The 24,600-nt window shown below is 30.6% G+C and carries 27 protein-coding genes and 1 tRNA gene; 16 read left to right on the plus strand and 12 right to left on the minus strand.

Translation table 11 applies throughout. The features are described from left to right. Positions 1-53 precede the first annotated feature (53 nt). The 3 genes from OIF36_03970 to OIF36_03980 are packed head-to-tail and all read left to right on the plus strand — an operon-like array spanning position 54 to position 2,189. The gene (locus OIF36_03970; GenBank protein ID MCV6599616.1) at positions 54-725 is read left to right on the plus strand and encodes an RlmE family RNA methyltransferase; all 672 of its coding nucleotides are present in this window, start codon (positions 54-56) and stop codon (positions 723-725) included. Beyond that, positions 726-1,976 carry an RsmB/NOP family class I SAM-dependent RNA methyltransferase gene (locus tag OIF36_03975; protein MCV6599617.1) on the plus strand — a complete coding sequence of 417 codons (1,251 nt, stop codon included), beginning with the start codon at positions 726-728 and terminating at the stop codon, positions 1,974-1,976. 36 nt (positions 1,977-2,012) lie between these two features. Beyond that, positions 2,013-2,189, plus strand: a complete 177-nt coding sequence (locus OIF36_03980) for a hypothetical protein (protein ID MCV6599618.1) — start codon at positions 2,013-2,015, stop codon at positions 2,187-2,189. 64 nt (positions 2,190-2,253) lie between these two features. Here OIF36_03980 and OIF36_03985 read toward each other — a convergent pair whose 3' ends face one another. Continuing rightward, positions 2,254-3,630, minus strand: a complete 1,377-nt coding sequence (locus OIF36_03985) for a Mur ligase family protein (protein ID MCV6599619.1) — start codon at positions 3,628-3,630, stop codon at positions 2,254-2,256. Positions 3,631-3,741: 111 nt separating this feature from the next. Then, positions 3,742-4,056, minus strand: coding sequence for a 30S ribosomal protein S20 (gene rpsT / locus OIF36_03990; protein MCV6599620.1), 315 nt, complete (start codon positions 4,054-4,056; stop codon positions 3,742-3,744). 220 nt (positions 4,057-4,276) lie between these two features. Between rpsT and OIF36_03995 the strand changes: the two genes are divergently transcribed. The 9 genes from OIF36_03995 to gyrA all read left to right on the plus strand — a co-directional run bounded on the left by OIF36_03995 (position 4,277) and on the right by gyrA (position 15,467). Then, the gene (locus tag OIF36_03995; protein MCV6599621.1) at positions 4,277-5,374 is read left to right on the plus strand and encodes an efflux RND transporter periplasmic adaptor subunit; all 1,098 of its coding nucleotides are present in this window, start codon (positions 4,277-4,279) and stop codon (positions 5,372-5,374) included. 2 nt (positions 5,375-5,376) lie between these two features. Beyond that, positions 5,377-8,529 carry an efflux RND transporter permease subunit gene (locus OIF36_04000; protein ID MCV6599622.1) on the plus strand — a complete coding sequence of 1,051 codons (3,153 nt, stop codon included), beginning with the start codon at positions 5,377-5,379 and terminating at the stop codon, positions 8,527-8,529. 45 nt (positions 8,530-8,574) lie between these two features. Next, entirely contained in the window at positions 8,575-9,174 is a 600-nt protein-coding gene (gene ruvA, locus OIF36_04005; protein MCV6599623.1) for a Holliday junction branch migration protein RuvA, read from the plus strand. Positions 9,175-9,300: 126 nt separating this feature from the next. Continuing rightward, complete coding sequence (locus tag OIF36_04010; protein MCV6599624.1) at positions 9,301-10,182, plus strand: hypothetical protein; 882 nt, start codon at positions 9,301-9,303, stop codon at positions 10,180-10,182. Between the two features lie 105 nt (positions 10,183-10,287). Further along, positions 10,288-10,599, plus strand: a complete 312-nt coding sequence (gene trxA, locus OIF36_04015; protein MCV6599625.1) for a thioredoxin — start codon at positions 10,288-10,290, stop codon at positions 10,597-10,599. A gap of 130 nt (positions 10,600-10,729) precedes the next feature. After that, positions 10,730-11,272: a hypothetical protein gene (locus OIF36_04020; protein MCV6599626.1), complete on the plus strand. Its 543-nt coding sequence runs from the start codon at positions 10,730-10,732 to the stop codon at positions 11,270-11,272. A gap of 103 nt (positions 11,273-11,375) precedes the next feature. Then, complete coding sequence (locus OIF36_04025; GenBank protein MCV6599627.1) at positions 11,376-12,413, plus strand: hypothetical protein; 1,038 nt, start codon at positions 11,376-11,378, stop codon at positions 12,411-12,413. Positions 12,414-12,430: 17 nt separating this feature from the next. Further along, a complete protein-coding gene (locus OIF36_04030; protein MCV6599628.1) occupies positions 12,431-12,568 on the plus strand; it encodes a hypothetical protein in 138 nt (45 codons plus the stop codon). 106 nt (positions 12,569-12,674) lie between these two features. Beyond that, the gene (gyrA, locus tag OIF36_04035; GenBank protein ID MCV6599629.1) at positions 12,675-15,467 is read left to right on the plus strand and encodes a DNA gyrase subunit A; all 2,793 of its coding nucleotides are present in this window, start codon (positions 12,675-12,677) and stop codon (positions 15,465-15,467) included. A gap of 64 nt (positions 15,468-15,531) precedes the next feature. On the opposite strand, the gene OIF36_04040 is transcribed toward gyrA, so the two are convergent. From OIF36_04040 to OIF36_04060, 5 genes are all read right to left on the minus strand, one after another. Further along, positions 15,532-16,080 carry a hypothetical protein gene (locus tag OIF36_04040; protein MCV6599630.1) on the minus strand — a complete coding sequence of 183 codons (549 nt, stop codon included), beginning with the start codon at positions 16,078-16,080 and terminating at the stop codon, positions 15,532-15,534. Positions 16,081-16,184: 104 nt separating this feature from the next. Continuing rightward, positions 16,185-17,180, minus strand: a complete 996-nt coding sequence (gene mnmA, locus OIF36_04045) for a tRNA 2-thiouridine(34) synthase MnmA (GenBank protein MCV6599631.1) — start codon at positions 17,178-17,180, stop codon at positions 16,185-16,187. Positions 17,181-17,185: 5 nt separating this feature from the next. Continuing rightward, a complete protein-coding gene (locus tag OIF36_04050; protein MCV6599632.1) occupies positions 17,186-17,992 on the minus strand; it encodes a prephenate dehydratase in 807 nt (268 codons plus the stop codon). After that, positions 17,992-18,597, minus strand: coding sequence for a GNAT family N-acetyltransferase (locus OIF36_04055; protein ID MCV6599633.1), 606 nt, complete (start codon positions 18,595-18,597; stop codon positions 17,992-17,994). Before OIF36_04055 ends, OIF36_04050 begins: the two co-directional genes overlap by 1 nt. Before the next feature lie 3 nt (positions 18,598-18,600). After that, entirely contained in the window at positions 18,601-19,464 is an 864-nt protein-coding gene (locus tag OIF36_04060) for a branched-chain amino acid transaminase (GenBank protein MCV6599634.1), read from the minus strand. Between the two features lie 140 nt (positions 19,465-19,604). On the opposite strand from OIF36_04060, the gene dapF reads away from it, so the two are divergent. The 4 genes from dapF (at position 19,605) to OIF36_04080 (ending at position 22,544) form a co-directional block, all read left to right on the plus strand. Beyond that, positions 19,605-20,402 carry a diaminopimelate epimerase gene (gene dapF / locus OIF36_04065; GenBank protein MCV6599635.1) on the plus strand — a complete coding sequence of 266 codons (798 nt, stop codon included), beginning with the start codon at positions 19,605-19,607 and terminating at the stop codon, positions 20,400-20,402. A gap of 15 nt (positions 20,403-20,417) precedes the next feature. Beyond that, complete coding sequence (locus OIF36_04070) at positions 20,418-21,596, plus strand: aminotransferase class I/II-fold pyridoxal phosphate-dependent enzyme (GenBank protein ID MCV6599636.1); 1,179 nt, start codon at positions 20,418-20,420, stop codon at positions 21,594-21,596. A 210-nt stretch (positions 21,597-21,806) separates the two neighbouring features. After that, on the plus strand, positions 21,807-22,358 hold the full coding sequence (locus tag OIF36_04075) for a nitroreductase family protein (protein MCV6599637.1): 552 nt from the start codon (positions 21,807-21,809) through the stop codon (positions 22,356-22,358). Positions 22,359-22,467: 109 nt separating this feature from the next. Continuing rightward, positions 22,468-22,544: transfer RNA gene (locus OIF36_04080), tRNA-Arg, on the plus strand. Positions 22,545-22,679: 135 nt separating this feature from the next. Here OIF36_04080 and OIF36_04085 read toward each other — a convergent pair. The 5 genes from OIF36_04085 to OIF36_04105 all read right to left on the minus strand — a co-directional run bounded on the left by OIF36_04085 (position 22,680) and on the right by OIF36_04105 (position 24,404). Beyond that, a complete protein-coding gene (locus OIF36_04085) occupies positions 22,680-22,925 on the minus strand; it encodes a hypothetical protein (GenBank protein ID MCV6599638.1) in 246 nt (81 codons plus the stop codon). Further along, positions 22,888-23,058 carry a hypothetical protein gene (locus tag OIF36_04090; protein MCV6599639.1) on the minus strand — a complete coding sequence of 57 codons (171 nt, stop codon included), beginning with the start codon at positions 23,056-23,058 and terminating at the stop codon, positions 22,888-22,890. The genes OIF36_04085 and OIF36_04090 overlap by 38 nt, the downstream gene beginning before the upstream one ends. Before the next feature lie 141 nt (positions 23,059-23,199). After that, a complete protein-coding gene (locus OIF36_04095; protein ID MCV6599640.1) occupies positions 23,200-23,565 on the minus strand; it encodes a hypothetical protein in 366 nt (121 codons plus the stop codon). Between the two features lie 2 nt (positions 23,566-23,567). Then, positions 23,568-23,861 carry a phage head morphogenesis protein gene (locus OIF36_04100; protein MCV6599641.1) on the minus strand — a complete coding sequence of 98 codons (294 nt, stop codon included), beginning with the start codon at positions 23,859-23,861 and terminating at the stop codon, positions 23,568-23,570. Continuing rightward, entirely contained in the window at positions 23,862-24,404 is a 543-nt protein-coding gene (locus tag OIF36_04105; GenBank protein MCV6599642.1) for a hypothetical protein, read from the minus strand. Positions 24,405-24,600: the final 196 nt, after the last annotated feature.

A 24,600-nucleotide genomic window follows, 5' to 3' on the forward strand; every position in this document is an offset into this window, starting at 1 on the left:
CTTATGTTATACAATATGCAATAACTAAAATAAGGAATAAGAATAGAAGAATCATGAAACAAGCAAGATCAAGAAACCAATTAAAACAAAAAGTTAAAACTGCCAGAGGTAGAAAAATATCATCTAAGCTTTGGTTAGAGAGACAACTTAATGACCCTTATGTAAAAAAAGCAAGAGAAATGGGAGTTCGTGGAAGAGCCTATTTTAAAATTGAAGAAATAGATAAAAAATTCAAAGTAATTAAAAAAGGCGGAACAGTTATTGATTTAGGTTGTGCCCCAGGGGGATGGTGTCAATATGCTGGAAAAAGGCATGCAAAGTTCGTTCTTGGAGTAGATATTTTGGAAACAAAGCCTATTGAAGGAGCTGTTTTAATACAACAAGATTTCATGAAGCCTGAAGCTATTGATTTAATTCTATCAAAAATGCCTAGAGGTCAAAAAGTTGACTGTGTTATAAGTGATATGGCCGCTAACACAACTGGGCACAAACAAACAGATCATTTAAAGACAACAGCTTTAGTAGAAAAAGCATATTTTTTTGCTAGACAAGTTCTAAATAAAGACGGAGCATTTGTCGCTAAATTATTTAGAGGTGGAGCAGAAAAAGAGCTTCTTGATCAATTAAAACATGATTTTGAAGTTATAAAACACTTTAAACCTGACTCAAGCAGAAAAGACTCTGTTGAGATATATATAGTTGCAACTGGCTTTAAAGGTGAATAAATGAGAGAATCTGCAAGAGCAAAAACAACATCTGATATTTTAAAAGATGCAAGAGTTAAACCTGCTGATAAAGTTATATCTGAATATTTTCGTGCAAACAAATACATAGGATCTAAAGATAAAAAAGCTATACTAAACAGGTTTTATAGAATTTTAAGAAATTGGTTTAAGATATTATGGCTTATGGAAAGATATTCTATACAGCCTAGCACATTTTATTTTGTATTATTTGATTCAGCATTACAACAAGAAGACTACAAAGAAATATTTGATGGTGGGCCATATTCTTTTTCTAGGTTAAATCCAGAAACAGAAAAGTTATATAAAAATTTAAAAAAACAATCTTTAACCTCAAAAGAGATACCTTTACAAGCAAAACTAGAGTGCTCTAATGAATATTGGGAATTATTTAAAGAAACATTCTCAAATGAAGAAGATTTAAATAATGAGCTTATGGCAATGCAAAAAGAAGCTCCTTTTGATTTAAGAGTCAATCTTATTAAAACAGATAGAAAAGATATATTAAACAAAATAAAAGAAGCATCACCTACTCCTCTATCTCCTGTAGGTATAAGAATGAAGAAAAGAATCAATATTAATGAGCTTTCTGAATTTAAAAATGGAGAAATTGAAGTTCAAGATGAAGGATCTCAATTGATAGCTCTGATTGTAGATGCAAAACCAGGGGAAAAGATTGTTGATTTCTGTGCTGGAGCTGGAGGCAAAACTTTAGCAATGGCTGCAACTATGAAAAACAAAGGGCGAATAACTGCTTGTGATATTTTTGAAGGAAAATTAAAAAGAGCAAAACAAAGGTTTAAAAGATCTGATGTTCAAAATACTTCTACAAAGCTATTAGATAAAACCTCTAAAAAATGGATACATAGGAACACAGAAAAAATGGACAAGGTCTTAGTAGATGCTCCTTGCTCTGGATCAGGAACTTGGAGAAGAAATCCTGATATGAAAATCAAACCAATAGATATAAAATCTATAACTAGCACTCAATTGGAAATACTAGAAAGAGCCTCTAAATTAGTAAAGAAAAATGGTTTCTTATACTATGCTACATGTTCATTATTCCAAGAAGAAAACCAAAATGTGGTCAATTTATTTTTAGAAAAACATTCAGATTTTGAATTAAGTGAAATTAAAAATGAATTTGTCGGAGAAAATCAAGGAACATTTCAAAGCTCTCCATATAGAACAAATACAGATGGTTTTTTTGTAGCAAAAATAAAGAAAAATTAGTTTTTTTTATTAACTATTTTGTGATACAATGCAATAATGAAAAATTTAATTAAAAAGAAAAAAATAAATCTAGCATTAGCAGCCTCGCTTTTAACAGGTTGCTCTTCTGTTTATAAGTATAGCAATGACGATATACTTATAGTTAGTACAAACAAAGGTCTTAATATTATGGAGGATATTAATGGCTTTATGGGAACTACTTCTGTCAATTAAAAATAAAAAAGAGGATAGTTATAAAAACATCCTCTTTTTTAATTAATTACTATCTAAAAAAATATTAAAGATTGTTTGCGACTATATGAGATTTACCCGCTCCCATAACAACAACAGTTGAAGCATTATCTTCTATTTGTTTAGAAACAATTTTTGCCACCTCTTCAGGTTCTTCATTTACAAAAAATGCATTGTCATGATTTATCATATCTAAAAACTTTTGCATATCTGGCAGAGCTTTTCCAGCTTCCCTACCTACAAAAACAGGAGTTACATAAATTTTATCTGCAATCTTTAATGCATCTGCATACTCTTGCATGTGATTATTTAACCTAGATATTTGATGAGCTTCAAAGACTGCAACCAGCTTTCTTTCATCACTCATTTCTCTTGCAGCTTTTAGAGCATTCTTAACTTGAGTATGATGATGAGCATAATCATTAATAATCACTGTACCATTATCATAATTCTTAATAACTTGCATTCTTCTATTAGCTGTTTCAAAATTTTCTATACCTTCAATTACTTTTGAAATATCAGCACCAATAACATCTGATGCCGCCAAAACAGCAACAGCATTGCTCACATTATAATCTCCAACCACATTCATATTAATTAGATTACCTTCTAGTTCAAAAGTTCTCTTACCTGAGTTATTAGCAATAATCAAACCATCATATACCTTTTCACAAGCATATTTACTTTCCCCAGTTATAGTAAAACCTCTAACTTCAATCTTGTTTTCTACTATATAATCCTGAACAGATTCTATTAACTTTAAACAACCAGAATCATCTAAATTAACTATAATTGTTCCGTTTTCTTTAACTGTTCTTAGAAAGTTTTCAAAGATAGCCATATATTCTTCTTCGCTATCAAAAATTTCAGGATGCTCCATCTCTGCATTGTTTAATATAACTACATCTGGAGCATATTTTATAAAGTTGCTATCATACTCATCTGCTTCAATAACAAAAATATCTGACTGCCCTACTCTAATAGTTTTATCCCATTTAGGGACAACCCCTCCAACAAAAACTGAAGGATCAACTCCTGCATTTTCTAAAGAAGTTCCTAACATTGAAGTTGTAGATGTCTTACCATGAGTTCCGCAAATAGCGATAACTTTTTTATCTTTCATTACAAAATCACCTAAGAAATGTTGCCACTTCATAAGTTTTCCATCTTTAAAAGCATAATCAACTTCTTCTATACCTTTTCCTAAAACAGCTGGCGAACAAGCAACTATATCTGCATCTTTAACATGAGATAAATCATGCCCTTCAAATAATTCAATTTCACCAGTATCTTTAACTTGATCTAAATATGAAGAGTTTAAATCTATACCACAACCAGAAACCTCATAGCCAGCATTAAGAGCCATCATTGCACACCCAGCACAACCTGACCCACCTACACCTATAAAATGAACTTTTTTCATAAAAAATTATTCTCCTATTTTTATATTTATATTATCTTAACTAAATCATGTCAAGTAAATAAAAAATCCCAGATAATCTGGGATTCTTATTTAGTATAAACGAAAAAATTATTATTTTTCTTCTTTCTTAGCAGCTGCTTTTTTAGCTGGAGCTTTTTTAGCAACACCTAAAGATTTAACTCTTTTTGATAATCTTGAGATTTTTCTTGAAGCTGTTTTCTTATGCATAACACCTTTTGTAGCACCTCTAGAGATTTCAACTTGAGCAACTTTTAAAGCTTCACTTGCTTGAGCTTTATCTTTAGCTTCTACAGCAGCAAGAACTTTCTTGATAGCTGTTTTGATTTTAGAATTTCTATCTTTATTGATAACTCTTCTTTTTTCGTTTCTTTTAATTCTTGTTTTAGCTGACTTATGATGAGCCATATTATTTGTTTCCTTTTTCTTTAATTACTTACCAATTTTATAAGCGCTAAAAAATTAGTAAATCTATTACTTAAACTCTTTGAGACACGAGCTTGGAGAAATTTATATCAATAAAACAAAAAAAAGTCAAGTTTTTTTTAATCAAAAAAAGCTAGACATTAACTTTCTAATTTGCTAAATATTATAATGAAACAAAATAAAAATATATAGGTAAGATAACATGACAAAATTCAAAAACATGAAACAGTCTCATAAGATAGCTGTTATAGTTGCAGTAATAACAACACTATGGATGCTCAGCGGAGCATTATCCAACAAAGAAAGCATTGATTCAAGATCAATAGCTCAAAAGGAAGCTGAAAGCGGAGACAAACTCCAAACAGTTAGAGTTATGGACATCACTTCTGAACAAATGATTCAAAATGTATCTATTGCAGGGAAAACAAAATCTCATAGAACTGTAACAATAAAATCTGAGACATCTGGTAGAGTCGAATCAATAGACTTCAACAAAGGAGCTTTTGCTAAAGAAGGCACATCTTTAATTAGTTTAGCTGTTGATGAAAGAAAAAGCACTTATGAAAAAGCTATGTCAAACTTACAAGCTAAAAAAATAAATTATAAAGCTCGCTTAAAATTACAAGAAAAAAAGCTAACCTCAAACTCTGCTGTAGCTTTAGCAAAAAGTGAATTAGAACAAGCTACTGCTGATGTTGAAAGTGCTAAATTAGATTTGGAACACACAAAGATCAAAAGTCCTTTTAATGGCATCATAGAGGATAGATTTGTTGAAGTGGGCGACTATGTTGGAGTTGGCACAGATTTAGCTAAAATAGTAGATTTAAACCCTATTAAAGCTGTAGGATACCTTTCAGAAAACATTAGAGAAAATGTAAAAGTTGGAAGCAATGCAACTGTAATACTATCTAATAAAACTGTTCAAGGTAAAATAACTTACATTGCATCCTCTGCAGACGAAGCTACTAGAACATATAAATTTGAAGTTGCTATACCTAACGAAGATAATAAAATTACTGAAGGGCTTACCTGTACAATTAGAGTAGATGTTGTAACTTTAAATGCTCATAGCATTTCTCCTGCTCTTATCGTTTTAAATGATGTTGGAGAAATCGGAGTAATGACTGTAACAGAAGATAATATTGTTAAATTTATCCCTGCAAACTTCCTAACAGATGAAAATGAAAGATTATGGTTAAACGGACTACCTGACAACTTCACAATAATCACCGTTGGTCATGAGTATGTAAAAGATGGAACAAAAGTTATAACAACTTATGAAAACAAAGGGAATAAATAAAAATGCACGGCTTTATCCAAAATGCAATAAATAGATCAAGAACAGTACTGTTAATGCTAGTACTAATATTAACTATAGGGTCTTACTCTTACTCAACTATATCTAAAGAATCTTTTCCTGATATAAATATTCCATATGTAACAGTGAGTATGCACCATGAGGGAATCTCCCCTGAAGATGCTGAAAGAATTCTTCTTAGAAACATGGAAAAAGAGTTAAAAACTATTGAAGGAGTAAAAGAAATAACATCTAAAGCATATCAGGGTGGAGCAAGCATTACTCTAGAGTTTATTGCAGGATTTGATGCCGATGAAGCTAAAGATGAAGTACAAACAGTTGTAGATGAGAACAAATCCGATTTACCAGAAGAAACAGATGAACCTATAGTTCAAGAAAGAACTTTTGAAGACTTCCCCGTTATTGTTGCTACATTATCTGGCTCTGTTCCTGAAAGGATACTAACAAAAAAAGCTAGAATCTTAAGGGATGAAATTGAAAAGAACCTTTCTGTACTTGAAGTTAATATAACTGGTGATAGAGAAGAAATAGTTGAAGTAATACTAGACCCAGAAAGACTAGAGAACTACAATTTAGACACTGCAGAAGTTCTTCAAATTATAGCAAATTCCAACCAACTTGTTGCTGCTGGTAATCTTGATACTGGCTCAGGGAGTTTTGCAATAAAAGTACCAGGATTATTTGAAACGATTAAAGACATATTATTAATGCCTATAAAAACAAATGGCGATGCTGTAGTTAGAGTCATGGATATAGCAAAAGTAAGAAGACACTTTAAAGACCCTCAATCTTTTGCAAGAATGAATGGTAATAATGCTATAGCACTTGAGATAACAAAAAGAAGTGGCGAGAATCTAATCGAAACAGTAGAAAGTGCAAAGAAAGCAATTGAAAAAATTCAAAACTCAAAAGATTGGCCTAAAGCTATAAAAATAACATATACTTCCGATCAGTCAATTGGTATTAGAGATATGCTTACAGAACTGCAAAACAATGTTCTTAGTGCTATTATATTAGTTATGATAGTTTGTGTTGCTGCTCTAGGATGGAGAAGTGGACTTCTTGTAGGAATCTCTGTTCCAGGAAGCTTTCTCGCAGGTATTATGATAATACATTTATCAGGATTAACTGTTAATATGGTTGTTCTATTTGGACTTATATTGTCAGTAGGTATCTTAGTTGATGGAGCAATAGTTGTAACAGAGTATGCTGATAGAAAAATGTCAGAAGGAATAGACAAAAAAGTAGCTTATGCCGAGGCCTCTAAAAGAATGGCTTGGCCAATTATCAGTTCAACAGCAACAACATTAGCCGCATTTTTCCCTCTATTATTCTGGCCAGGCATGACAGGAGAATTTATGAAATATCTCCCTATTACTGTTTTAGCTGTTTTAATTTCATCTTTATTTATGGCATTAATTTTCGTACCAACTCTTGGAGGAATATGGGGAGCACCAGGTGCAACATCTGAAGAAGAGCATGAAGCTCTTGTTTTGGCTGAAAATGGAGATCTTAATAAAATTAAAGGATTCACAGGTAAGTATATCAAGTTTTTAGAAAAAGCTTTATCTCATTATAAAAGAGTTTTATGGATGGCTGTAGGATCTTTATTTTTAGCTGTGTTCTTATATGGAGCATTTGGTAAAGGTATTGAGTTCTTTCCATCATCAGAACCAGATGAAGCACAAGTGATTGTTCATGCTAGAGGTAACATGTCTATTTATGAAAAAGATAGACTTGTAAGAGAGGTTGAAGAAATTGTTTTGCAAGAACATGGTATGGATAGTGTTTATACTAGTGTTCTTCATTCAAATGGAGGCTCTCAAAATGCAGAAGATATAATTGGGACAATATCTCTAGATTTAATGGATTGGGATACAAGAGATACTGCTGACGAAATATTAGCAAGAATTAAAAGCAAAGCAGATAAACTTGGTGGAATTGTTATAGAAACAAAGAAAAATGAAGGTGGTCCTGGTGGAGATAAACCTATTGAACTTGAAATATCTGGGACATCATTTAATGACTTAGCATCTGCAATTAAAACCATTGAGAAAGCAATGGAAGAGCTTGGTGGTTTCAGAAATATTGAAACAACTGCTCCACTTCCAGGAATACAATGGGAAGTAGATGTAGATCGAGCTCAAGCTGCTAAGTTTGGCTTAAGCCTATCTAGTGTTGGTAGTAATGTTAGATTAATAACAAACGGGATGAAAATTGGCTCATATAGACCTGATAATAGTGATGATGAAGTCGATATTTATTTAAGATACCCTAGAAACAATAGAACTATATTCCAAATAAAAGATTTAAGAATCAAAACTCCTAATGGTTGGGTTCCTATATCCAACTTTATAGAATTAGAGCCAAAACAAAAAACAAGCACTATCAACAAAACAGATACAGTTATTGTTATGTCTATTAAATCAGATATAACTTTAGGATCTCTAGCAAATGATAAGATGCTTGAAATATCTAATTGGATTACAGAAAACCCTGACAAATTTCCAAAAGGAATAAAAATAAAAGAGAGAGGTGAAAATGAAGATCAGGCTGAAGCAGCTGAGTTCTTGAAAAAAGCCTTTTCTATTGCTCTTTTTATTATGTTAATAATTCTAGTTACTCAATTTAACTGTTTCTTCAGCGCAGGACTAATCCTTTCAGCCGTTGTGCTATCAACCATTGGTGTTTTAGTTGGATTAATCATTACAGGCTCACCTTTTGGAATAGTTATGAGCGGTATTGGTGTAATTGCTCTAGCAGGTATTGTTGTTAACAATAATATCGTGTTAGTTGATACCTTTTCTGGTTTAGAAAACAGGTATTCAGATGGCAAAGAAGTAATATTAAGAACCTGTGCTCAAAGATTGAGACCTGTGTTATTAACAACTATAACAACTGCTTTAGGATTATTACCTATGGCGACAACATTTACAGTTGATTTTATCGCAAGAGAAGTTTCTTATGGTGCTCCATCAACATCAATGTGGCAAAGCTTAGCAATTACAATTGTTTTCGGATTAATGTTTGCTACAGCTTTAACTTTAGTTGTTACTCCATGTGCTCTTATGCTTAAGGTTAAAATGGCCAAAGGAAAGAAAAAAGATATTACAGAAGATAAAACACTTCTTGCATAATATCAAACTTGCTGTTAAATAATATAAAAAAGAATAGGATAAAATATGATAGCTAGATTAACAGGAACTGTTTATAAAAATGATTTAAACTCTATTATAATAAATGTAAATGGAGTTGGTTATTTAGTAAATTGCTCAAATAAAACCATGGAAAAAGTTAGTGACGGAGAGAGTATCTCTATGGATATTGAAACCATAGTGAGAGAAGACTCTATAAAACTTTTTGGCTTTTCTTCAACAAAAGAAAAGTACTGGTTTAACACTCTAGCAACTGTTCAAGGAGTTGGTTTTAAAGTTTGCATATCTATACTTAATGTATTATCTCCTGATGATTTAACTGCAGCTATAATGTCTGGAGATAAAGCTCTTATAACTAGAGCCGATGGTGTTGGACCTAAATTAGCAGGCAGAATAATATTAGAACTCAAAGACAAAGTTTCAGATTTATCAATTTCTCCAACTATTGCAAATAGCATAGTTACAGAATCGGAGACAAATAAATCAGCAGATGTAAATGATGCTATATCAGCTCTAATTAATCTAGGTTATAATAGAGCAAAAGCATTTATGGCTGTTAAAGCTATAAAAGAATACAGTGATCTAAACGATTTAATTAAGAAATCATTAAAAGAATTGACATCTTAGAACTACAAATGAGATAAAATTAAAATTTAATTACTATATTTTTTCTATAAAAAGCAATTTTAGCTTGTTTTAAATCTATTTTTATGATATAATTAATCTAGAAATAAACACAAAAGAGGTATACTTATGAAAGCAAGTACAAAAAACGACTTAAAAAATACAGGTGTAGGGATATTATCTTCATTTATAATATCCGCAGCTATTTTCGGTTATCAAAATGCTGAAACATTAAAAAAGATACATAATTCATTAAATAATGAAGATAAAAAGCCTCAAGTATCTAAAACTGAAAAGAAAAAAGATTCTAAAAGAACTGTTGTGAAAGCAGAAGATGTTAGAGTTGAGACTAAAGTTGAAAAAGAAGCTAAAGCAAAAGCTGCAGAAAAATCTAAAGCAAAAGCTCTAGAAACAAAAAAAATCCAAGAAGAAGTTGCGGTAAAAGTTAAAGAAGAAACAAAGCTTCTTTCAGTAGCTGAAACCAACTACAATGAATTAAAGAAACTTGAAGCACAATCTTTAGGGAATTATAAAAAAGCAAAAGAAAATTATAATAAAATCTCTAATATGTTAGAACAAGCAAAAAATCACCTTGCAAAAGCTGATGACAATGAGGATGCTGTAGATAGAAATTGGTTTGAAGTTATAACATTTCAAGATAAATCTCCTGAAGAAATATCTATTGAAGGAGATAAGAAAATAATCAGTAAAGGTATAAAAAAACTATCAGAAGCACAAAACACAGCCGAAGATAGAATGGATACTGCTGAAGAAATTTACGAAGATTATAGAGAAAAAACAGCTGAAGCTAAAACAAAAGTCGCAGAGACTAAAGCTAATCTTAAAGTAGCTAGTCAAAAAGCAATTAAGTTTATAAAAGCAAAATATGCCTCTGCAGGTTATGCTAAAGCATCAGCAGATCTAGCAGAAAGCGGTATCAAGATTAATAACAAAAACAATCAAGATATGCAAGAACAAGCAAAAAAAACTGCAAAGACTTTTACTCCTTAAATTAACGTAAAACACAGTTGACAAACCACTTTTGATTATATATACTCAAAAGTGGTTTTAATTTTTAAAGTGTTGAAAAAACATTAAGTTAGAGAGGAAAATATTATGACTTGTGAACACGTAACAAAAGATAACTTCAAAGATTTAACAGCAAAAGGTCTTGTAATTGTAGATTTTTGGGCTGAATGGTGTGGACCTTGCCGTATGCTAGGGCCTGTTTTAGACGAACTAAATAGTGAGCTAGATAATGTAACAATTGTTAAAGCAAATGTTGAAGAAGCAGAAGAGCTTGCAGTTGAATACGGAATACAAAACCTACCTACTCTGATCGCTTTCAAAGATGGTGAAAAAGTAGATATGAAAGTTGGTTCTGACAGTAAACTAAATCTAATTGAATGGTTTGAAAAACTTAGTTAAAAGTATTAACCATTAAACTAATAACAAGCCCTCTTTATAGTGGGCTTGTTTTTTTTATTTTATAACTTGTTTTTTATTTTATAACATGATACAATATATTACTATAACAATAAGTAAGGGGAATTATATTATGTTTTTGAAAAAAATTATATTAAGCACATCAACATTAGGTCTTCTAGCATTTGGTGTTAACAAACTACCAGAACTAGTAGAAACAAACAAAATCACTGAAATTAACGGTATAAAAAAGCAGACTAAAGCTGAACAAACACCTTTTAGTGAATATGAACATGATAGTTATGCAAAGAATAGCAATAAAATTTTTTCTAAGGCTAGTTTATTATTAGATGAAAAAGAAAAAACTAAAAAATTAACAGAGTTAGAAAAAGAAAAATTGCTAAAGAAAAAGCTTGCTAGATTACAAAAACAGTATGACAGCACAACCTCTAGAGTTGTAACACCTGAAACCGCTCCCAACATTGCTGATGAAGCAAAACAATTTGGTGAAGATACTAAAAACATTGCCGTAGAAATAGTTAATGAGGCATATAAGAATTCAAAAGGTAAAACCGAAGGGGAAAAATCAATAGATATCTTAAAAAGTATCTTAAATAATTACGGTGGGAATTCTTATCGAAATAAAGATAACAAACCCCAAAACCCAACTCCTTAAAAAGTTTTAAAAAACAGTTAAAAAGCATTGTTTATTCTTGTAAAATCACGCATTTTATGATATAATATTTTATACAAAACAAAATAGAAAGATTATAAAAAATATGTCAATTGCTACTCATTACAGAAATTCAATATCTCCAGATTTTTGGGGATTATATTTAGGAGATATGAAGAACCATACAACTGATAGTTACACAATAGCAAAAATACATGGTAGAAATATCGGTTCAAATTTAGATATAACTAACGAATCTTTAGTTATGGTTAGTAATATTATGCATGAAGAAGATGTTATCAATAAATTAACTAAACTTTATGAAAAACATAAGCATAATCAACCATCTCTTGTAGCGATAGCATCTCCTTTTACAGAAGATACTATGCCAAACCCTATACCTTTAACTACAGCAATGATGATGAGTGCATTCTTAAAAGGTAAAGCAAGAAAAGAAGGAATTTTAAAACCAGAAGGGTTTTCTTATAAAAGAATAATCCAATATAACAAAAAATACAAAAAAACGGGAGAAGATTTCTGTAAAAGAGCTATAGCATACTCTTATTTTAGAGAGTGTAGCGAAAGTGATTTAAATAGAGACCAAGAAGCAATTATAGTTGATGACCACATATCTGTTGGAGGAACAATAGCTGATGCCTATTGCTTCTTAGAGAACAATGGTATAAAGCCTATTGGCTGTATTTCAACAACAGGAAGCAAAGAGGGAGTTGAAATTGCAATAACTGACGAAACCTTTAAACAAACATGTGAAGCTTTTAATGTTAAAAGAAGATCTTTAATTAGAAACAATGTTCGTGAAAGTGAAAGACAAAAATTAAACAAAGATGCTTTAGATAGTGTAATTAGAAAAATCTTTAATATTAGAGATTATAACTCTGGCACTCATGCCTTAAAACTATTAACAAATAAAGAGGCCGCTGGAATAACAAATATGTTTAATGAATATCGTCAAAAAGAAGGAATTAAAAAAAATCAAGCTTCAGAAAATGATATAAAAACATTTGGAGAAGATGTTAAAACAAAAATAGAAAAAGCGAGAAGAACAGCTTTACGAGTCAAAGAAATATCTAAAAAACAAGTAAAAAACAGCCTTTCTCAAATAAGAATTCAAGACACCATATAGAAGAAAAAGGTAGTAATATGAAAGAAGATTTAATAATAGAAAAAATTAAAGAAGAAAGCAAAGTAATTACGGAAGAATCTTTAAAAGAATTTGAAGAAAAAACTCTGAAAATTGAAGAAAAAATTAAAAACTTCATAAAAGAAAATTCTCAATAAAAAAATATTAAGAAAAAACTAAAAAAACAAGCTTTTTTGCTTGTTTTTTTTTATTCAAAATGCTAAAAATTATATATTATACAATAAGAAAAAGGATGCAATATTTATGAGTGATGAAATGGAAAAAGAAATAATCTCAGAAAACAAAGAATTATCAGACATATCAAAGATTTCTATTGAAGATGAAATGAAGCAATCTTACTTAGATTATGCTATGTCAGTTATTGTTTCTCGTGCATTACCAGATGTAAGAGATGGATTTAAACCTGTTCACAGAAGAATCTTATTTGCAATGCATGAAGGTGGATATACTAGCTCTAAACCGTTCAAGAAGTCTGCTCGTATTGTCGGTGATGTTATGGGTAGTTATCACCCTCACGGTGATAGTGCTATTTATGAATCTATGGTTCGTATGGCTCAAGACTTCTCATTAAGAGTTCCTCTGGTTCAAGGGCAAGGTAACTTTGGATCTATGGATGGAGACAAAGCTGCTGCTATGAGATATACAGAAGCAAGATTAGCGAAGGTTTCAGAAAGCCTTCTTACAGATATAGAGAAAAACACTGTAGATTTTAATCCTAACTACGATGGATCAATATTTGAACCATCTGTTTTACCTGCTAGATTCCCTAACCTATTAGTTAACGGAACAGGTGGTATTGCTGTTGGTATGGCAACAAACATCCCTCCTCATAATTTAGGAGAAATATTATATGGAACTCTTGCTTTAGTCGATAATAGAGATTTATCTGCTGAAGAGCTTATGGAATATGTTCCAGCTCCTGATTTCCCAACTGGTGGAATAATTTTAGGAAGAAAAGGAAGTCATTCAGCTCTAACTACAGGTAGAGGCTCTGTTGTAATGAGAGCTAAGTGTGAAATAGAAGAAATTCGTAAAGATAGATGGGCTATAATTGTTACAGAAATACCTTATCAAGTAAATAAAGCTAGACTTATTGAAAAAATAGCTGAAATAGTAAATAGCAAACAAGTTGAAGGAATCTCAGACATTCGTGATGAATCTGATAGATCTGGTGTTCGTGTTGTTATTGAACTTAAAAGAGATGCTGTTGGAGAAGTTGTTTTAAATCAACTTTATCAATATACTCAATTACAAACTTCTTTTGGTGCTAACATGCTAGCAATCAATAAAGGAATACCTCAGCAAATGAATTTAAGAGAAATCCTAACTGCATTTATTGAATTTAGAGAAGAAGTAATTACAAGAAGAACGATATTTGATCTAAACAAATCTAGAAATAAAGCTCATACATTAGTTGGTCTAGCTGTTGCTGTAGCAAATATCGATGATGTAATAGCTCTAATTCGTGGGGCAAAAGATCCTGCAACTGCTAGAGCATTATTATTAGAAAAAGATTGGCCTGCACTAGATGTAGCTCCTCTGATTGAGCTAATAGCAGAGCCAGGTAGAGAAGTTGTTAACGGTTGCTATAAAATGTCAGAAGCTCAAGTTAAAGCTATATTAGCTCTACAATTACATAGATTAACAGGTCTAGAAAGAGATAAAATAGACGGAGAATTAAAAGGTGTTTGTGATTTAATAAAGAATTATTTAGAAATATTATCAAATCAAGATAAATTAATTCAAATCCTTAAAAATGAGCTTATTGAAGTAAAAGAAAAATATGCTACTCCAAGAAAAACTGAAATATCAGACATAGAGTTTTCTACAGATATTGAAAGCCTAATCCAAAGAGAGGATATGGTTATTACTGTTTCTCACCAAGGATATATCAAAAGAGTTCCTTTAGATACTTACAAAGCTCAAAACCGTGGTGGTAAAGGAAGAACTGGTATGAATACTAAAGACGAAGACTTTGTGAAAGAGTTATTTGTTGCTAACACTCATACTCCTCTAATATTCTTTACAACAAAAGGTATTGCTTACTCTATGAAAGCATATAAACTACCTCTTTGCACTCCTCAATCAAAAGGTAAGGCTATGGTAAACATACTGCCTCTAGAAAATGGAGAGTCTTTATCTGCAATCCTTGCTTTACCAGAAGATAAAGAAGAATGGAAAGATAAATACCTAATGTTCGCTACTGCAAAAGGTGGAGTAAGAAGAAATACTCTTGAATCATTTAGCAAAATCAGATCAAACGGTCTAATTGCTATGAAATTAGAAGAAAAAGATGATGAATTAATTTCTGTAAGAGTTTGTGATGAAAATCAAGATATCTTACTTGCATCAAACAATGGTAGAGCAATCAGATTTAAGGTTACTGATATTCGTTGTTTCAGTTCTAGAAATTCTACAGGTGTTAGAGGATTCAGAATTGGAGAACAAGATAAAGTTATATCTATGTCTGTTCTAAATCATGTAGATGCTACTTCGGAAGAAAGAAGAGATTATATCAAGTTCCAAAATGCAATTAAGAGAGGTGAAAACCCTAATGTTGCAGAATTTGAGCACATCTCAGAAGAAAAAGTTGAATATTTATCAGAAACAGATCAACAATTATTAGTAATCAGCTCTAAAGGTTATGGAATGAAAGCATCTATTCATGATTATCGTTTAACAAACCGTGGCGGTAAAGGTATTGGTAACATGGAAGTTAACGAAAGAAATGGAGACATTGTTGCTTCATTCATAGTAGATGATAATTCTCAAATTATGCTTGTAACAGATGCTGGTCAAATGATTAGAACAAAAGTTGATTCTGTAAGACAAACAAGCAGAAACTCAAAAGGTGTTAAAGTATTTACAGTTAAAGATAAAGAAAATGTTATCTCTGTAGCTCACATACCTTGCAATGAGGAAACTGACGAATGTTGTTCATGCGGATGTATTCCCGAAGAATGCGATTGCGATCCAGAGTGTGACTGTGGATGCAACTCTACAGAAGATAACACCACTTCAACAACTGAAGCATAATCTTCTTAAAAAAGCTCCTGTAAAACAGGAGCTTTTTTTATATTTAATTAAACATATATATTTATTATTTAGTTAATAACGGACCATATTTCTTTGCATTTCTAACAAGCAATTCTGGCTTTAAAATCTCTGGAAAGACAAGTTTATTATTAAATCCTCTGTTTGATTTATTAAATTTCATAGGAACCACAATAGAGTTACCATTATCATCCAAAGTACTCATAAGATAAGATACATTACCATTAGCTAAACAACTCATTACATTAGAGTCATAATGAGTAATTTCATGGAAATATTTGAATGTCTTATTATTTTTATCCCAAAGAGCATAAACCTTATCAGTTTTTGCCTGTTGCTCCATTTTTTCTTTCATAGCTTTATTTTCTGCCATTAATTCAGACAAAGAACTAGTTAATTCTTGATTTTTTTGTCTTTCAATTTTTAACTGTTTCTCTTCTTCACTATCAGAAAAAATAAATTCTGTAATTTTTTCTCCTCCTGCAGTAAGAATACCAGTTAAAACAGCAGTAGTTGAGAAGCCTATAAGACTCCATTTTTTCAACTTACTTGTTTTTTTGCCTTTTTGTTGTTTTGCTTTTTTATTTTTTGTCATAGCAAACCCCTTTCAGTTGTAATATAAAGATTATATCACAAAAAGAAGCATAAATCAAAAAAAATACATAAGTTTTTTATTTAGTTAGTATACTAACCTATTGTTTAAACTATGAAACCGCCACCTAGTAGCCTACCATCTTCCCCATAAAAAACACATGCTTGTCCAGGAGCTACTGCATAATCTGGCTCTTCTAAAAGCACACTACTATCAGAAAAGTCAATACTTGCTTTTCTCAATGGTTGAGCATATCTTAGTTTTACAAAAACCTCTTCTTGCTTTTCTTTTCCAAGCCAATTAATCTCTGATAAATAAACTTTTGTTTTAGCCAATTCATTCCTATTACCAACAGTTACCTGATTCTTATCTGCATCAATCTTAACTACATATTGAGGTTCTTTTAATCCCCCTATATCAAGCCCTTTTCTTTGACCTATTGTATAATGAATAATACTCTTATGTTTTTTAATAAGATCTCCTTTTGTATCTATTAAATCAACCGGAGTTAGCTCTTCACTTCTTTCTTTTATAAACTCTGCATATTTACCATCTTCAACAAAACATATATCTTGACTTTCTCCACCTGAAGGTCTTACACCATGCTTTTCCGCTATTTTTATTATCTCTGGTTTTGTGTATTCTCCTAAAGGAAACTCACAGAAATCTATTTGCTCTTGAGTTATATTAAATAAGAAATATGTTTGATCTTTTCTACCATCTGTGGCTCTATATATAGCTCCATCTTTTTTAATAACATAATGACCTGTAGCCATTTTTTCACAACCTAGCTCTCTAGCTTTATCAGCTAATAGACCAAATTTAATAAATCTATTGCACATAACACAAGGAGTAGGAGTTTTACCCTCTTTATAAGTTTTTACAAAATAATCTATTATTTTTTCTTCAAAAACCTTAGATATATCAATTGCATGATGCTCTATGTTCATTTTCTTAGCTAATTTTTTAGCTTCAACAAAAACTTTTCCATCACCTATCATATCTAGAGTTATTCCAATAACTTCATATCCTTGCTCTTTTAATAGCACCACCGCGACTGTTGAGTCGACTCCTCCTGACATAGCTACTGCAATTTTTTTCATAATTATTATCCTTTATTATAAACACCTAATATTTTTATATTTTTTGTAAAAAATTCTACTTCTTCTAAAGCTAACTTTACATTTTCCTCTTCAATATTGCCTTCAATAGTAATTAAGAAATCTGCATCATTAACATTAGCATAGCTCTCTATACTTAATAAATTAACTCCGTGAGTAGCAAAGCCACCCAATACTTTATATAAAGAAGCTACAATATTTTTTGTAGTCAGTAATAAAGTAGTAACATTTTTTTCACTAACCATTGGAATATCTAACTCTTTTTGCACCACCCAAAATGTAGTTCTATTATTGTTTTTATCTTGTAAATTTTCTTTTAATATTTTTAAACCATATATTTCAGCAGAAAGTTTTGAAGATATAGCTGCTTTAGTTTTATCTCCCAATTCTGCAACATATTTTGAAGCGGATGCTGTATTAGCATATGAGTTTTGTTTTATTCCTAACTCAATACAGTTATCAGAGCATTGCATTAAAGCCTGAGGATGAGAATAAACCTCTTTTAAATCAGATAATTTGCTATTTGGAATACCTAATAGACAGTGATTTACATTATGTACATACTCTTTAACTATATGCAAATCCATTTTAGGTAACAAATTATGAACATTAGCAACTCTATATGCAGAAGAGTTAGCGACAGGAAGCATACCTAAATCAACATCTCCACATTGAACTTTTTTAATAATATCTTCAAAAGAATGACACTCAATAGTTTCACAATTAGGGTAAACATTTTTGCAAGCCTCATATGAATATGATCCAGTTATTCCTAAATAAGCTATTTTTTTCATTAGAAAAAACCTCCTTCATAATTTGGGATTTCATTTTTTGCATAAAAATCTTCTCTTGTTAATTTATAATCATTTCTTAAATCTCCATTATAGTGCTGACTTTCATAAGTTTCACTACATTTAACAAATCCCATTTTTGTTAATACATTAAAAGATTTTTTATTTGTTGGCTTAGTAGTAGCATTTATATAATCATAATCAAAAAATTTAAAAAAACTATCAATCACAGCAAGAGTTGCTTCTCGAGCATAACCAAAACCTCTATGTTTTGGATCTAAAAAATAACCTACATCTCCTAAAGTTCCATCCTCTTCTGGTATAACATAAATATCTGAATAACCTATTATCTCATTTTCTTTTTTAACAGACATTCTGAACCCATTTCTAGGGTTCTCTTTAGTTTGCATTTTTATCGCTTTTCTTACTAATCTTTCAGCAGATTCGGGATTAGAGTCCAAAGCAGCAAATTTAATCTTTCCTTCTTTTTCATCTATATCTTTATCCATAGCTTTCCCTATTTCTTCAAAAACAGGGATGTCATCAATAGAAATTTCTTCTATTGTAATTCTATCTGTTTTTATATTTAAAGATGAGGCTTGTTTCATAGCTTACTTCCTTACTTCTTCATGATAAAGAGTTTTTAATTTTTGTAATACTCCATTCTCTACATCATATTTATAATCATCCCAAACAGTTGCAACTGGAGTAACTTCTGCTGCAGTCCCACAAGTAAACATCGCCACAAAATCTCCTAGTTCGTCTGGAGATATTTTTCTTTCAGAAATAGATATACCTTCTCTTTTAGCAATTTCTATTACTGTTTGTCTTGTGATTCCATTTAGGAAACCTTCAGCTGTAGGAGTATGTAAAGCCCCTTCTTTATCAACAAAGAAAACATTTGAAACAGTACATTCTGCAATATTACCTTCTACATCTAACATAAGCATATCATCATAACCTAATTCTTTAGCTCTGTTATTGTTAATTCCTGCTGCCAAATACATACCAGATGCTTTTGCTTGCACAGGAACAGTCCTTGGATCTGGCTTTCTCCATTCTGTTTTCCCTAAGTTTAAACCTTTGCTTCCATAATAACTTCCCCAAGCCCAAGCAGCAATAATTACATCAACTCCTATATCAGAGCTTTGCACTCCAAGCCCATCGTCATTTTTATATGCTAGAGGTCTAATATAACAATCTGTCAGATTATTCTTTTCCATAATTTCATAAGTAGCTTTTATTAGCTCTTGCACACTATAATCTATATTTACATGAGCTAGTTCACCAGATTTTAAGAATCTTTCATAATGCTCTTCAGCTTTAAAAATTTTACCTTCATAAGCTCTTATACCTTCAAAAACTCCACTACCATAATGCAAACCATGTGTTAAAACATGAGTTTGACTATCTCTCCAGTTTTCAAATTTACCATTTTTCCAAATAACACCATCTTTATTTGATATCTTTTCCATTGTATTCTCCTTATTAATTCGTTCCAGGAGAATAACATAGAGTAAATAATTATTCAAGAGTTATTAAAAATAATCTTGACACTAATTGTATATAAATTATAATAATAAAAAATTAATAAGGAGAAAATATGAATAAGAAAATCAAGTTTTACAAAATGCATGGATTAGGTAATGATTACATTTATTTTGATTGTATATCTGAAAAACTACCTATAGAAAAAATAATTCAATCAACCATACAAGTCTCTAAAAGACATACAGGAATTGGATCTGATGGTATTGTTCTAATATTGCCTAGCGATAAAGCTGATATAAAAATGAGAATGTTCAACAGCATTGATGGTAAAGAAGCAGAAATGTGTGGTAATGCTGTAAGGTGTGTTTCCTATTTAGCTAATAAATTAAATATTACAAAAGAGGCAATGACTGTAGAAACAATACCAGGTATAATAAGTTCTGAAATTATAGAAGAAAATGTTAAAGTTAAAATGTTTTATCCACCAAAAGTACAAGACCAAGAAATGCCTATTTCTTCTTGTGATAAAAATTTTGATTTTAATTATGTTGATGTTGGTAATCCTCATGCAGTTATAAGAGCAGAAAACATAGATAAATTAGAAATAGAAAAATATGGCAAACCAATAGAAAACAATACGAACACTTTTCCTAATAAAACTAATGTAGAATTTTATGAAGAAATATCCAAAGGAATACTAAAAATGCGCGTTTGGGAAAGAGGCTCTGGAGAAACTATGGCTTGTGGAACTGGAGCTTGTGCGACAGCAGGAGCATACAGATTAAAGAACAAAGAATGTAATGAAATAACTGTAAAAATGCTTGGCGGAGATTTACAATTATTGTGGCAAGACAATAATTTTTATATGATTGGACCAGCAAAATTTGTTTTTGCAGGAGAAATTTATTTAGAAAACTTATAAAAAAGGGAAATTAAAATGGAAATAAAATATTCAGACAAAATTAGCGGAGCATCAAAATATGCTTTTGCGGAAATTGACAAAAAAGTTATTCAACTAAAAGAACAAGGAGTAAAAGTAATAGACTTTGGTGTTGGCGACCCGACTACTCCTACTCCGAATTTCATAACATCAAAAATGAAGAAGCTAGTTAAAAAACATAATACATCTGGCTACCCTAGCTATATTGGTAGCAAAGATTATCGTGAAGCTTGTGCTAAATACATGAAAAAAGAATTTTCTATAGAGTTAAATCCAGAAACAGAAATTTGCTCTACAATTGGTTCAAAAGAAGCTGTCTTTCACTTCCCTCTAGGATTTATAAACCCAAGAGATTTAGTAATATGCCCTACTCCTGGATATCCTCCTTATAGAACTGGGACTCAATTTGCAGGAGGCATTGTTTATAACACCCCTCTTTTAGAAGAAAATAATTTCCTAATAGATTATGAAAAAATCCCAGCTGACATAGCAGAAAAAGCTAAAATAATTTGGATAAATTATCCTAACTCTCCAACTGGAGTATCTGCTCCAGATGAATGGACAAAAGGATTAATCGAATGGGCTGCAAAAAATAACATAATAATAGCCTCAGATGAAGGTTGCTATATAGATATATTTTTCAAAGAAAAACAAAACAGTATTTTAAAATTTAAAAAAGAAGGTATCATAACTTTTTATTCTTTATCAAAAAGAAATAATATGACTGGATACAGAGTTGGCTTCGTTGCTGGAGATGAAAAAATCATATCTGGATTTAAAAAAGTTAAAACAAATATAGATTCTGGAACTCCTGATTTTGTTCAAGAGGCAGCAATAATTGCTTTACAAGATAATAAACATGCTGAAATAATGAGAAAAGAATATGAAGAAAAAAGAAATTTAATCATAGAAGCTCTATCTTCAAAAGGTTTAGAAGCTCCTAAAGGAGATGCTACTTTTTATTTATGGCAAAAAGCTCCTAATGGCATGACTGGGATAGAATTAGCTGAAAAACTAATAGAAATTGGCATAGTGGTTACACCAGGTAGCGCTATATCTTCAAAGACAGTTGATGATATAGATCCAGGAGAAAGGTTTGTTCGTTTTGCTTTAGTGCCTAAAATGGAAGAGGTTAAAGAAGCTGTTAGAAGAATTAAATCTAACTTAGAGATATAAAAAAATTGCATTATTTACTAACTCGTGGCATGAAAATTCCACAGGGAATAGATGAGTAAATTTTGCTATAGAGTGAGATTTCAATCATATATTCTCCTTAGAATAGCTAAAAGCAACCAATAACAACTCTTATATATTTTTGTTGCAATAAATAACTATATAGTCTATACATATGGAACATTTTAAAGTAAATAAAGAAAGGATTTTTACATGGATGCTATCGAAATGTTAAAAGAAAGAAGAAGTATTCGTAAATTTACAGACGAAAAAGTAAGTAAAGAAACAATGAAAGAAATCATAGAGATAAGTAGATTCGCCCCATCTTGGGCAAATTTTCAAGTAGCTAGATACACTCTTATTGAAAACGAAGAAACAATCAAACAACTTGCTCATGACGGTGTTAAAGGATTCGTTTATAACATCGGCACACTAGAAAAAGCAAAAGGAGTTGCTGTATTAAGTTATGTAAAAGGTAAAAGTGGCAGTATTGAAAAATACGGCATTAAAAATGACTCTGAAGAAAACCCTTGGGAAATATTTGATGCAGGAATTGCTTGTCAAACATTTTGTTTAGCGGCTCATGCTAAAGGAGTTGGGACTGTAGTTTTAGGAGTTATTGATGACAAAAAAATTGCAGACATAGTAAAACTACCTGAGAATGAAAATGTAGCGGCTCTTATTGTTTATGGATATCCTAAAGGAGATCATCCAAAAGCGACTCCAAGAAAAGCAGCTGAAGAAATAATGAGATATTTGGATTAATCTAATTAAAAACATAGGGAGCAGAAATCGCTCCCTTTTTTTACAAAAGTTTAAGTTAAAAATAAATCTTGCTTTTTTTGCAAAACTAAAGTATATTGCTTGAAACAAGGCACCCATAGCTCAACTGGATAGAGCGTCTGACTACGGATCAGAAGGTTGAGGGTTCGAATCCTTCTGGGTGTGCCATATAAAAAGATGTCCCTTTTGGGACATCTTTTTGTATAATATATCTAGAAGATTTGAACCTGACAAAGAGATTTAATAATAAATAAATTTGATTATTTCTATTACACTCAAATATATTTATATATAATTTTGTCATTACATTTCACAAATCTTTTTTTCATCATGCCAAATCCAATTATATTTTTGACAGTTTTCTTGATTTATAGTAATTAAACCGTATTCTGTATTTAATTCTAACCCTTCTTTACAATATCCAGAGTCAAGACAAGAATCTATATTTAACCAATTCCAAATTAAAAAAGATAATATAACTATTATTAAAGGGATAAAAATTTCTTTTCTATTATTTATTAAGATATTCACAAATCTGTTTTTCTTCATTCCAAATACCATTCCTATCTATACAAGAGTAATTATCATCAAATAAAGCTTCACTAACAGCCCAATTTATAAAAAATAAAATAGTACCAACAAAACCTATAATTATAAAAATATATTGAATGGTTCTTATCATAATTTAGCTTCCTGATAATGTATATGTTATTAAAGATATTATTATCATAGAATAAAAAACTCCTAAAATAAAAAATAGCCATTTAAATATAAATTTAATCATAATGGTATGATATGGATAAATAAAAGCTTTGTCAATTATTTATTTCCATAAAACTTCTCTTCTTCCTTTTGTATTAGCTTTAAAATCTTCCTTTGCATCTTTATAAACTTCTTTTATTGATTTTCCTTTATTTATGACTTGATCTAACCCTTCTGATACTTCTCTGTATAAACTTAATATATGAGACATAACATATCCATCAAAACCTCTTTCAGTTGCTTGATGATTAGCTCTTGTATGATAAAATTTATCATTCTGTCTTTTCTCTTTTAACTCTAACATATTTCTCATAAAATCCCCCATAGCATTATCCCATGTTGCGATTTCTTTGTTAAAATCTTCCATAAGCTGATTAAAAATAATCCTAAAATCTTTTTTAATTCCATCTTCATATATTTTTATCATATCTATACCTCCAAGTTCTCTAATTCTTTTTTCAATTGCTCTATCTTGTTTTTCATATCCATTACAGCAGCACCTAAATCTTCTAAAGTTGCAATATCATGTTCACAGTTTTCGCATATTTCATGGTCAACTGGTTCAAGCCAACAATCACAATTAGGATGTATAGGTAAATCAGGAGCTTCTTTTAAAGTTTTAAATTCTTTCCCATTATGAGCCATGCATTTATCACAGATGTTATCTCCTTCTGCATGATATATCCACTTTTTAATTTTATTTTCTTTTTCATTATTTGACATTTATAAAGACTCCTTATGATTTAAATTTTTAGATATTTCTTTAATTTCTTTTTCTGGATTTACTCTTTTATCTCTACATGATTTAGCATAAGCATTATTAAAAGCTCCTGTTCGGATTGATTTTTTAATTATATACAAAGAATAAGATTTACAAATTCTTCTTAAAGTGGCTTTTGTTATGCCACCGAAAACACCATCTTCCTTAATCTTATTTTTTTCTTTGATAGAACTATCTTTAGAATACTTATTTAAAATATTTAAACCTCTTTGAAAATCTTTTATACATTGTTCTTTACCAACCCTCTTTGAGTGAGATTGTAAAAATTCATTTAAATCAGAAATCTTCTCTTCTAGTGATAATTCTTGATTAAACTCAAAATTAGTTGTTTTATCTTTTTTTATTTCCGGTTTTTTAATTTCTTTTGGTTTTATTTTAGGTTTTTCTTCAATTCCATATTGTTTTTTCAAAAAAGCCTTAACCTCTTGCTCAAAAAGGTGCTTTTTATAAGCCTTTTTGATATTTTCATAATTAAAAGTTATCATTGTGTTTTACTCCATAAAAAAAGCCCGAGCTTTCGCTCGAGCATAGTTATTCGTTTTTCTATTTATTTTTATAGGATAAAATTCCTTTAAAGTCAAGTTTTTTCGCAAAAAAATTTCCACCATGGGAGCTTTTTACCTAATGATTCGTATGACAGCAAATATTATATCTAATATATAGAATAACCCTAAACTAAGT

Source organism: Alphaproteobacteria bacterium (assembly GCA_025800285.1).
In the GTDB taxonomy this organism is placed as follows: Bacteria; Pseudomonadota; Alphaproteobacteria; order JAOXRX01; family JAOXRX01; genus JAOXRX01.

Bases quoted from the DNA above. Each gene is read 5' to 3' on its own strand.
- OIF36_03970 (MCV6599616.1), top strand. From the start codon at position 54: ATGAAACAAGCAAGATCAAGAAACCAATTAAAACAAAAAGTTAAAACT.
- OIF36_03975 (MCV6599617.1), top strand. From the start codon at position 726: ATGAGAGAATCTGCAAGAGCAAAAACAACATCTGATATTTTAAAAGAT.
- OIF36_03980 (MCV6599618.1), top strand. From the start codon at position 2,013: ATGAAAAATTTAATTAAAAAGAAAAAAATAAATCTAGCATTAGCAGCC.
- OIF36_03985 (MCV6599619.1), bottom strand. From the start codon at position 3,630: ATGAAAAAAGTTCATTTTATAGGTGTAGGTGGGTCAGGTTGTGCTGGG.
- rpsT (MCV6599620.1), bottom strand. From the start codon at position 4,056: ATGGCTCATCATAAGTCAGCTAAAACAAGAATTAAAAGAAACGAAAAA.
- OIF36_03995 (MCV6599621.1), top strand. From the start codon at position 4,277: ATGACAAAATTCAAAAACATGAAACAGTCTCATAAGATAGCTGTTATA.
- OIF36_04000 (MCV6599622.1), top strand. From the start codon at position 5,377: ATGCACGGCTTTATCCAAAATGCAATAAATAGATCAAGAACAGTACTG.
- ruvA (MCV6599623.1), top strand. From the start codon at position 8,575: ATGATAGCTAGATTAACAGGAACTGTTTATAAAAATGATTTAAACTCT.
- OIF36_04010 (MCV6599624.1), top strand. From the start codon at position 9,301: ATGAAAGCAAGTACAAAAAACGACTTAAAAAATACAGGTGTAGGGATA.
- trxA (MCV6599625.1), top strand. From the start codon at position 10,288: ATGACTTGTGAACACGTAACAAAAGATAACTTCAAAGATTTAACAGCA.
- OIF36_04020 (MCV6599626.1), top strand. From the start codon at position 10,730: ATGTTTTTGAAAAAAATTATATTAAGCACATCAACATTAGGTCTTCTA.
- OIF36_04025 (MCV6599627.1), top strand. From the start codon at position 11,376: ATGTCAATTGCTACTCATTACAGAAATTCAATATCTCCAGATTTTTGG.
- OIF36_04030 (MCV6599628.1), top strand. From the start codon at position 12,431: ATGAAAGAAGATTTAATAATAGAAAAAATTAAAGAAGAAAGCAAAGTA.
- gyrA (MCV6599629.1), top strand. From the start codon at position 12,675: ATGAGTGATGAAATGGAAAAAGAAATAATCTCAGAAAACAAAGAATTA.
- OIF36_04040 (MCV6599630.1), bottom strand. From the start codon at position 16,080: ATGACAAAAAATAAAAAAGCAAAACAACAAAAAGGCAAAAAAACAAGT.
- mnmA (MCV6599631.1), bottom strand. From the start codon at position 17,180: ATGAAAAAAATTGCAGTAGCTATGTCAGGAGGAGTCGACTCAACAGTC.
- OIF36_04050 (MCV6599632.1), bottom strand. From the start codon at position 17,992: ATGAAAAAAATAGCTTATTTAGGAATAACTGGATCATATTCATATGAG.
- OIF36_04055 (MCV6599633.1), bottom strand. From the start codon at position 18,597: ATGAAACAAGCCTCATCTTTAAATATAAAAACAGATAGAATTACAATA.
- OIF36_04060 (MCV6599634.1), bottom strand. From the start codon at position 19,464: ATGGAAAAGATATCAAATAAAGATGGTGTTATTTGGAAAAATGGTAAA.
- OIF36_04070 (MCV6599636.1), top strand. From the start codon at position 20,418: ATGGAAATAAAATATTCAGACAAAATTAGCGGAGCATCAAAATATGCT.
- OIF36_04075 (MCV6599637.1), top strand. From the start codon at position 21,807: ATGGATGCTATCGAAATGTTAAAAGAAAGAAGAAGTATTCGTAAATTT.
- OIF36_04085 (MCV6599638.1), bottom strand. From the start codon at position 22,925: ATGAAGAAAAACAGATTTGTGAATATCTTAATAAATAATAGAAAAGAA.
- OIF36_04090 (MCV6599639.1), bottom strand. From the start codon at position 23,058: ATGATAAGAACCATTCAATATATTTTTATAATTATAGGTTTTGTTGGT.
- OIF36_04095 (MCV6599640.1), bottom strand. From the start codon at position 23,565: ATGATAAAAATATATGAAGATGGAATTAAAAAAGATTTTAGGATTATT.
- OIF36_04100 (MCV6599641.1), bottom strand. From the start codon at position 23,861: ATGTCAAATAATGAAAAAGAAAATAAAATTAAAAAGTGGATATATCAT.
- OIF36_04105 (MCV6599642.1), bottom strand. From the start codon at position 24,404: ATGATAACTTTTAATTATGAAAATATCAAAAAGGCTTATAAAAAGCAC.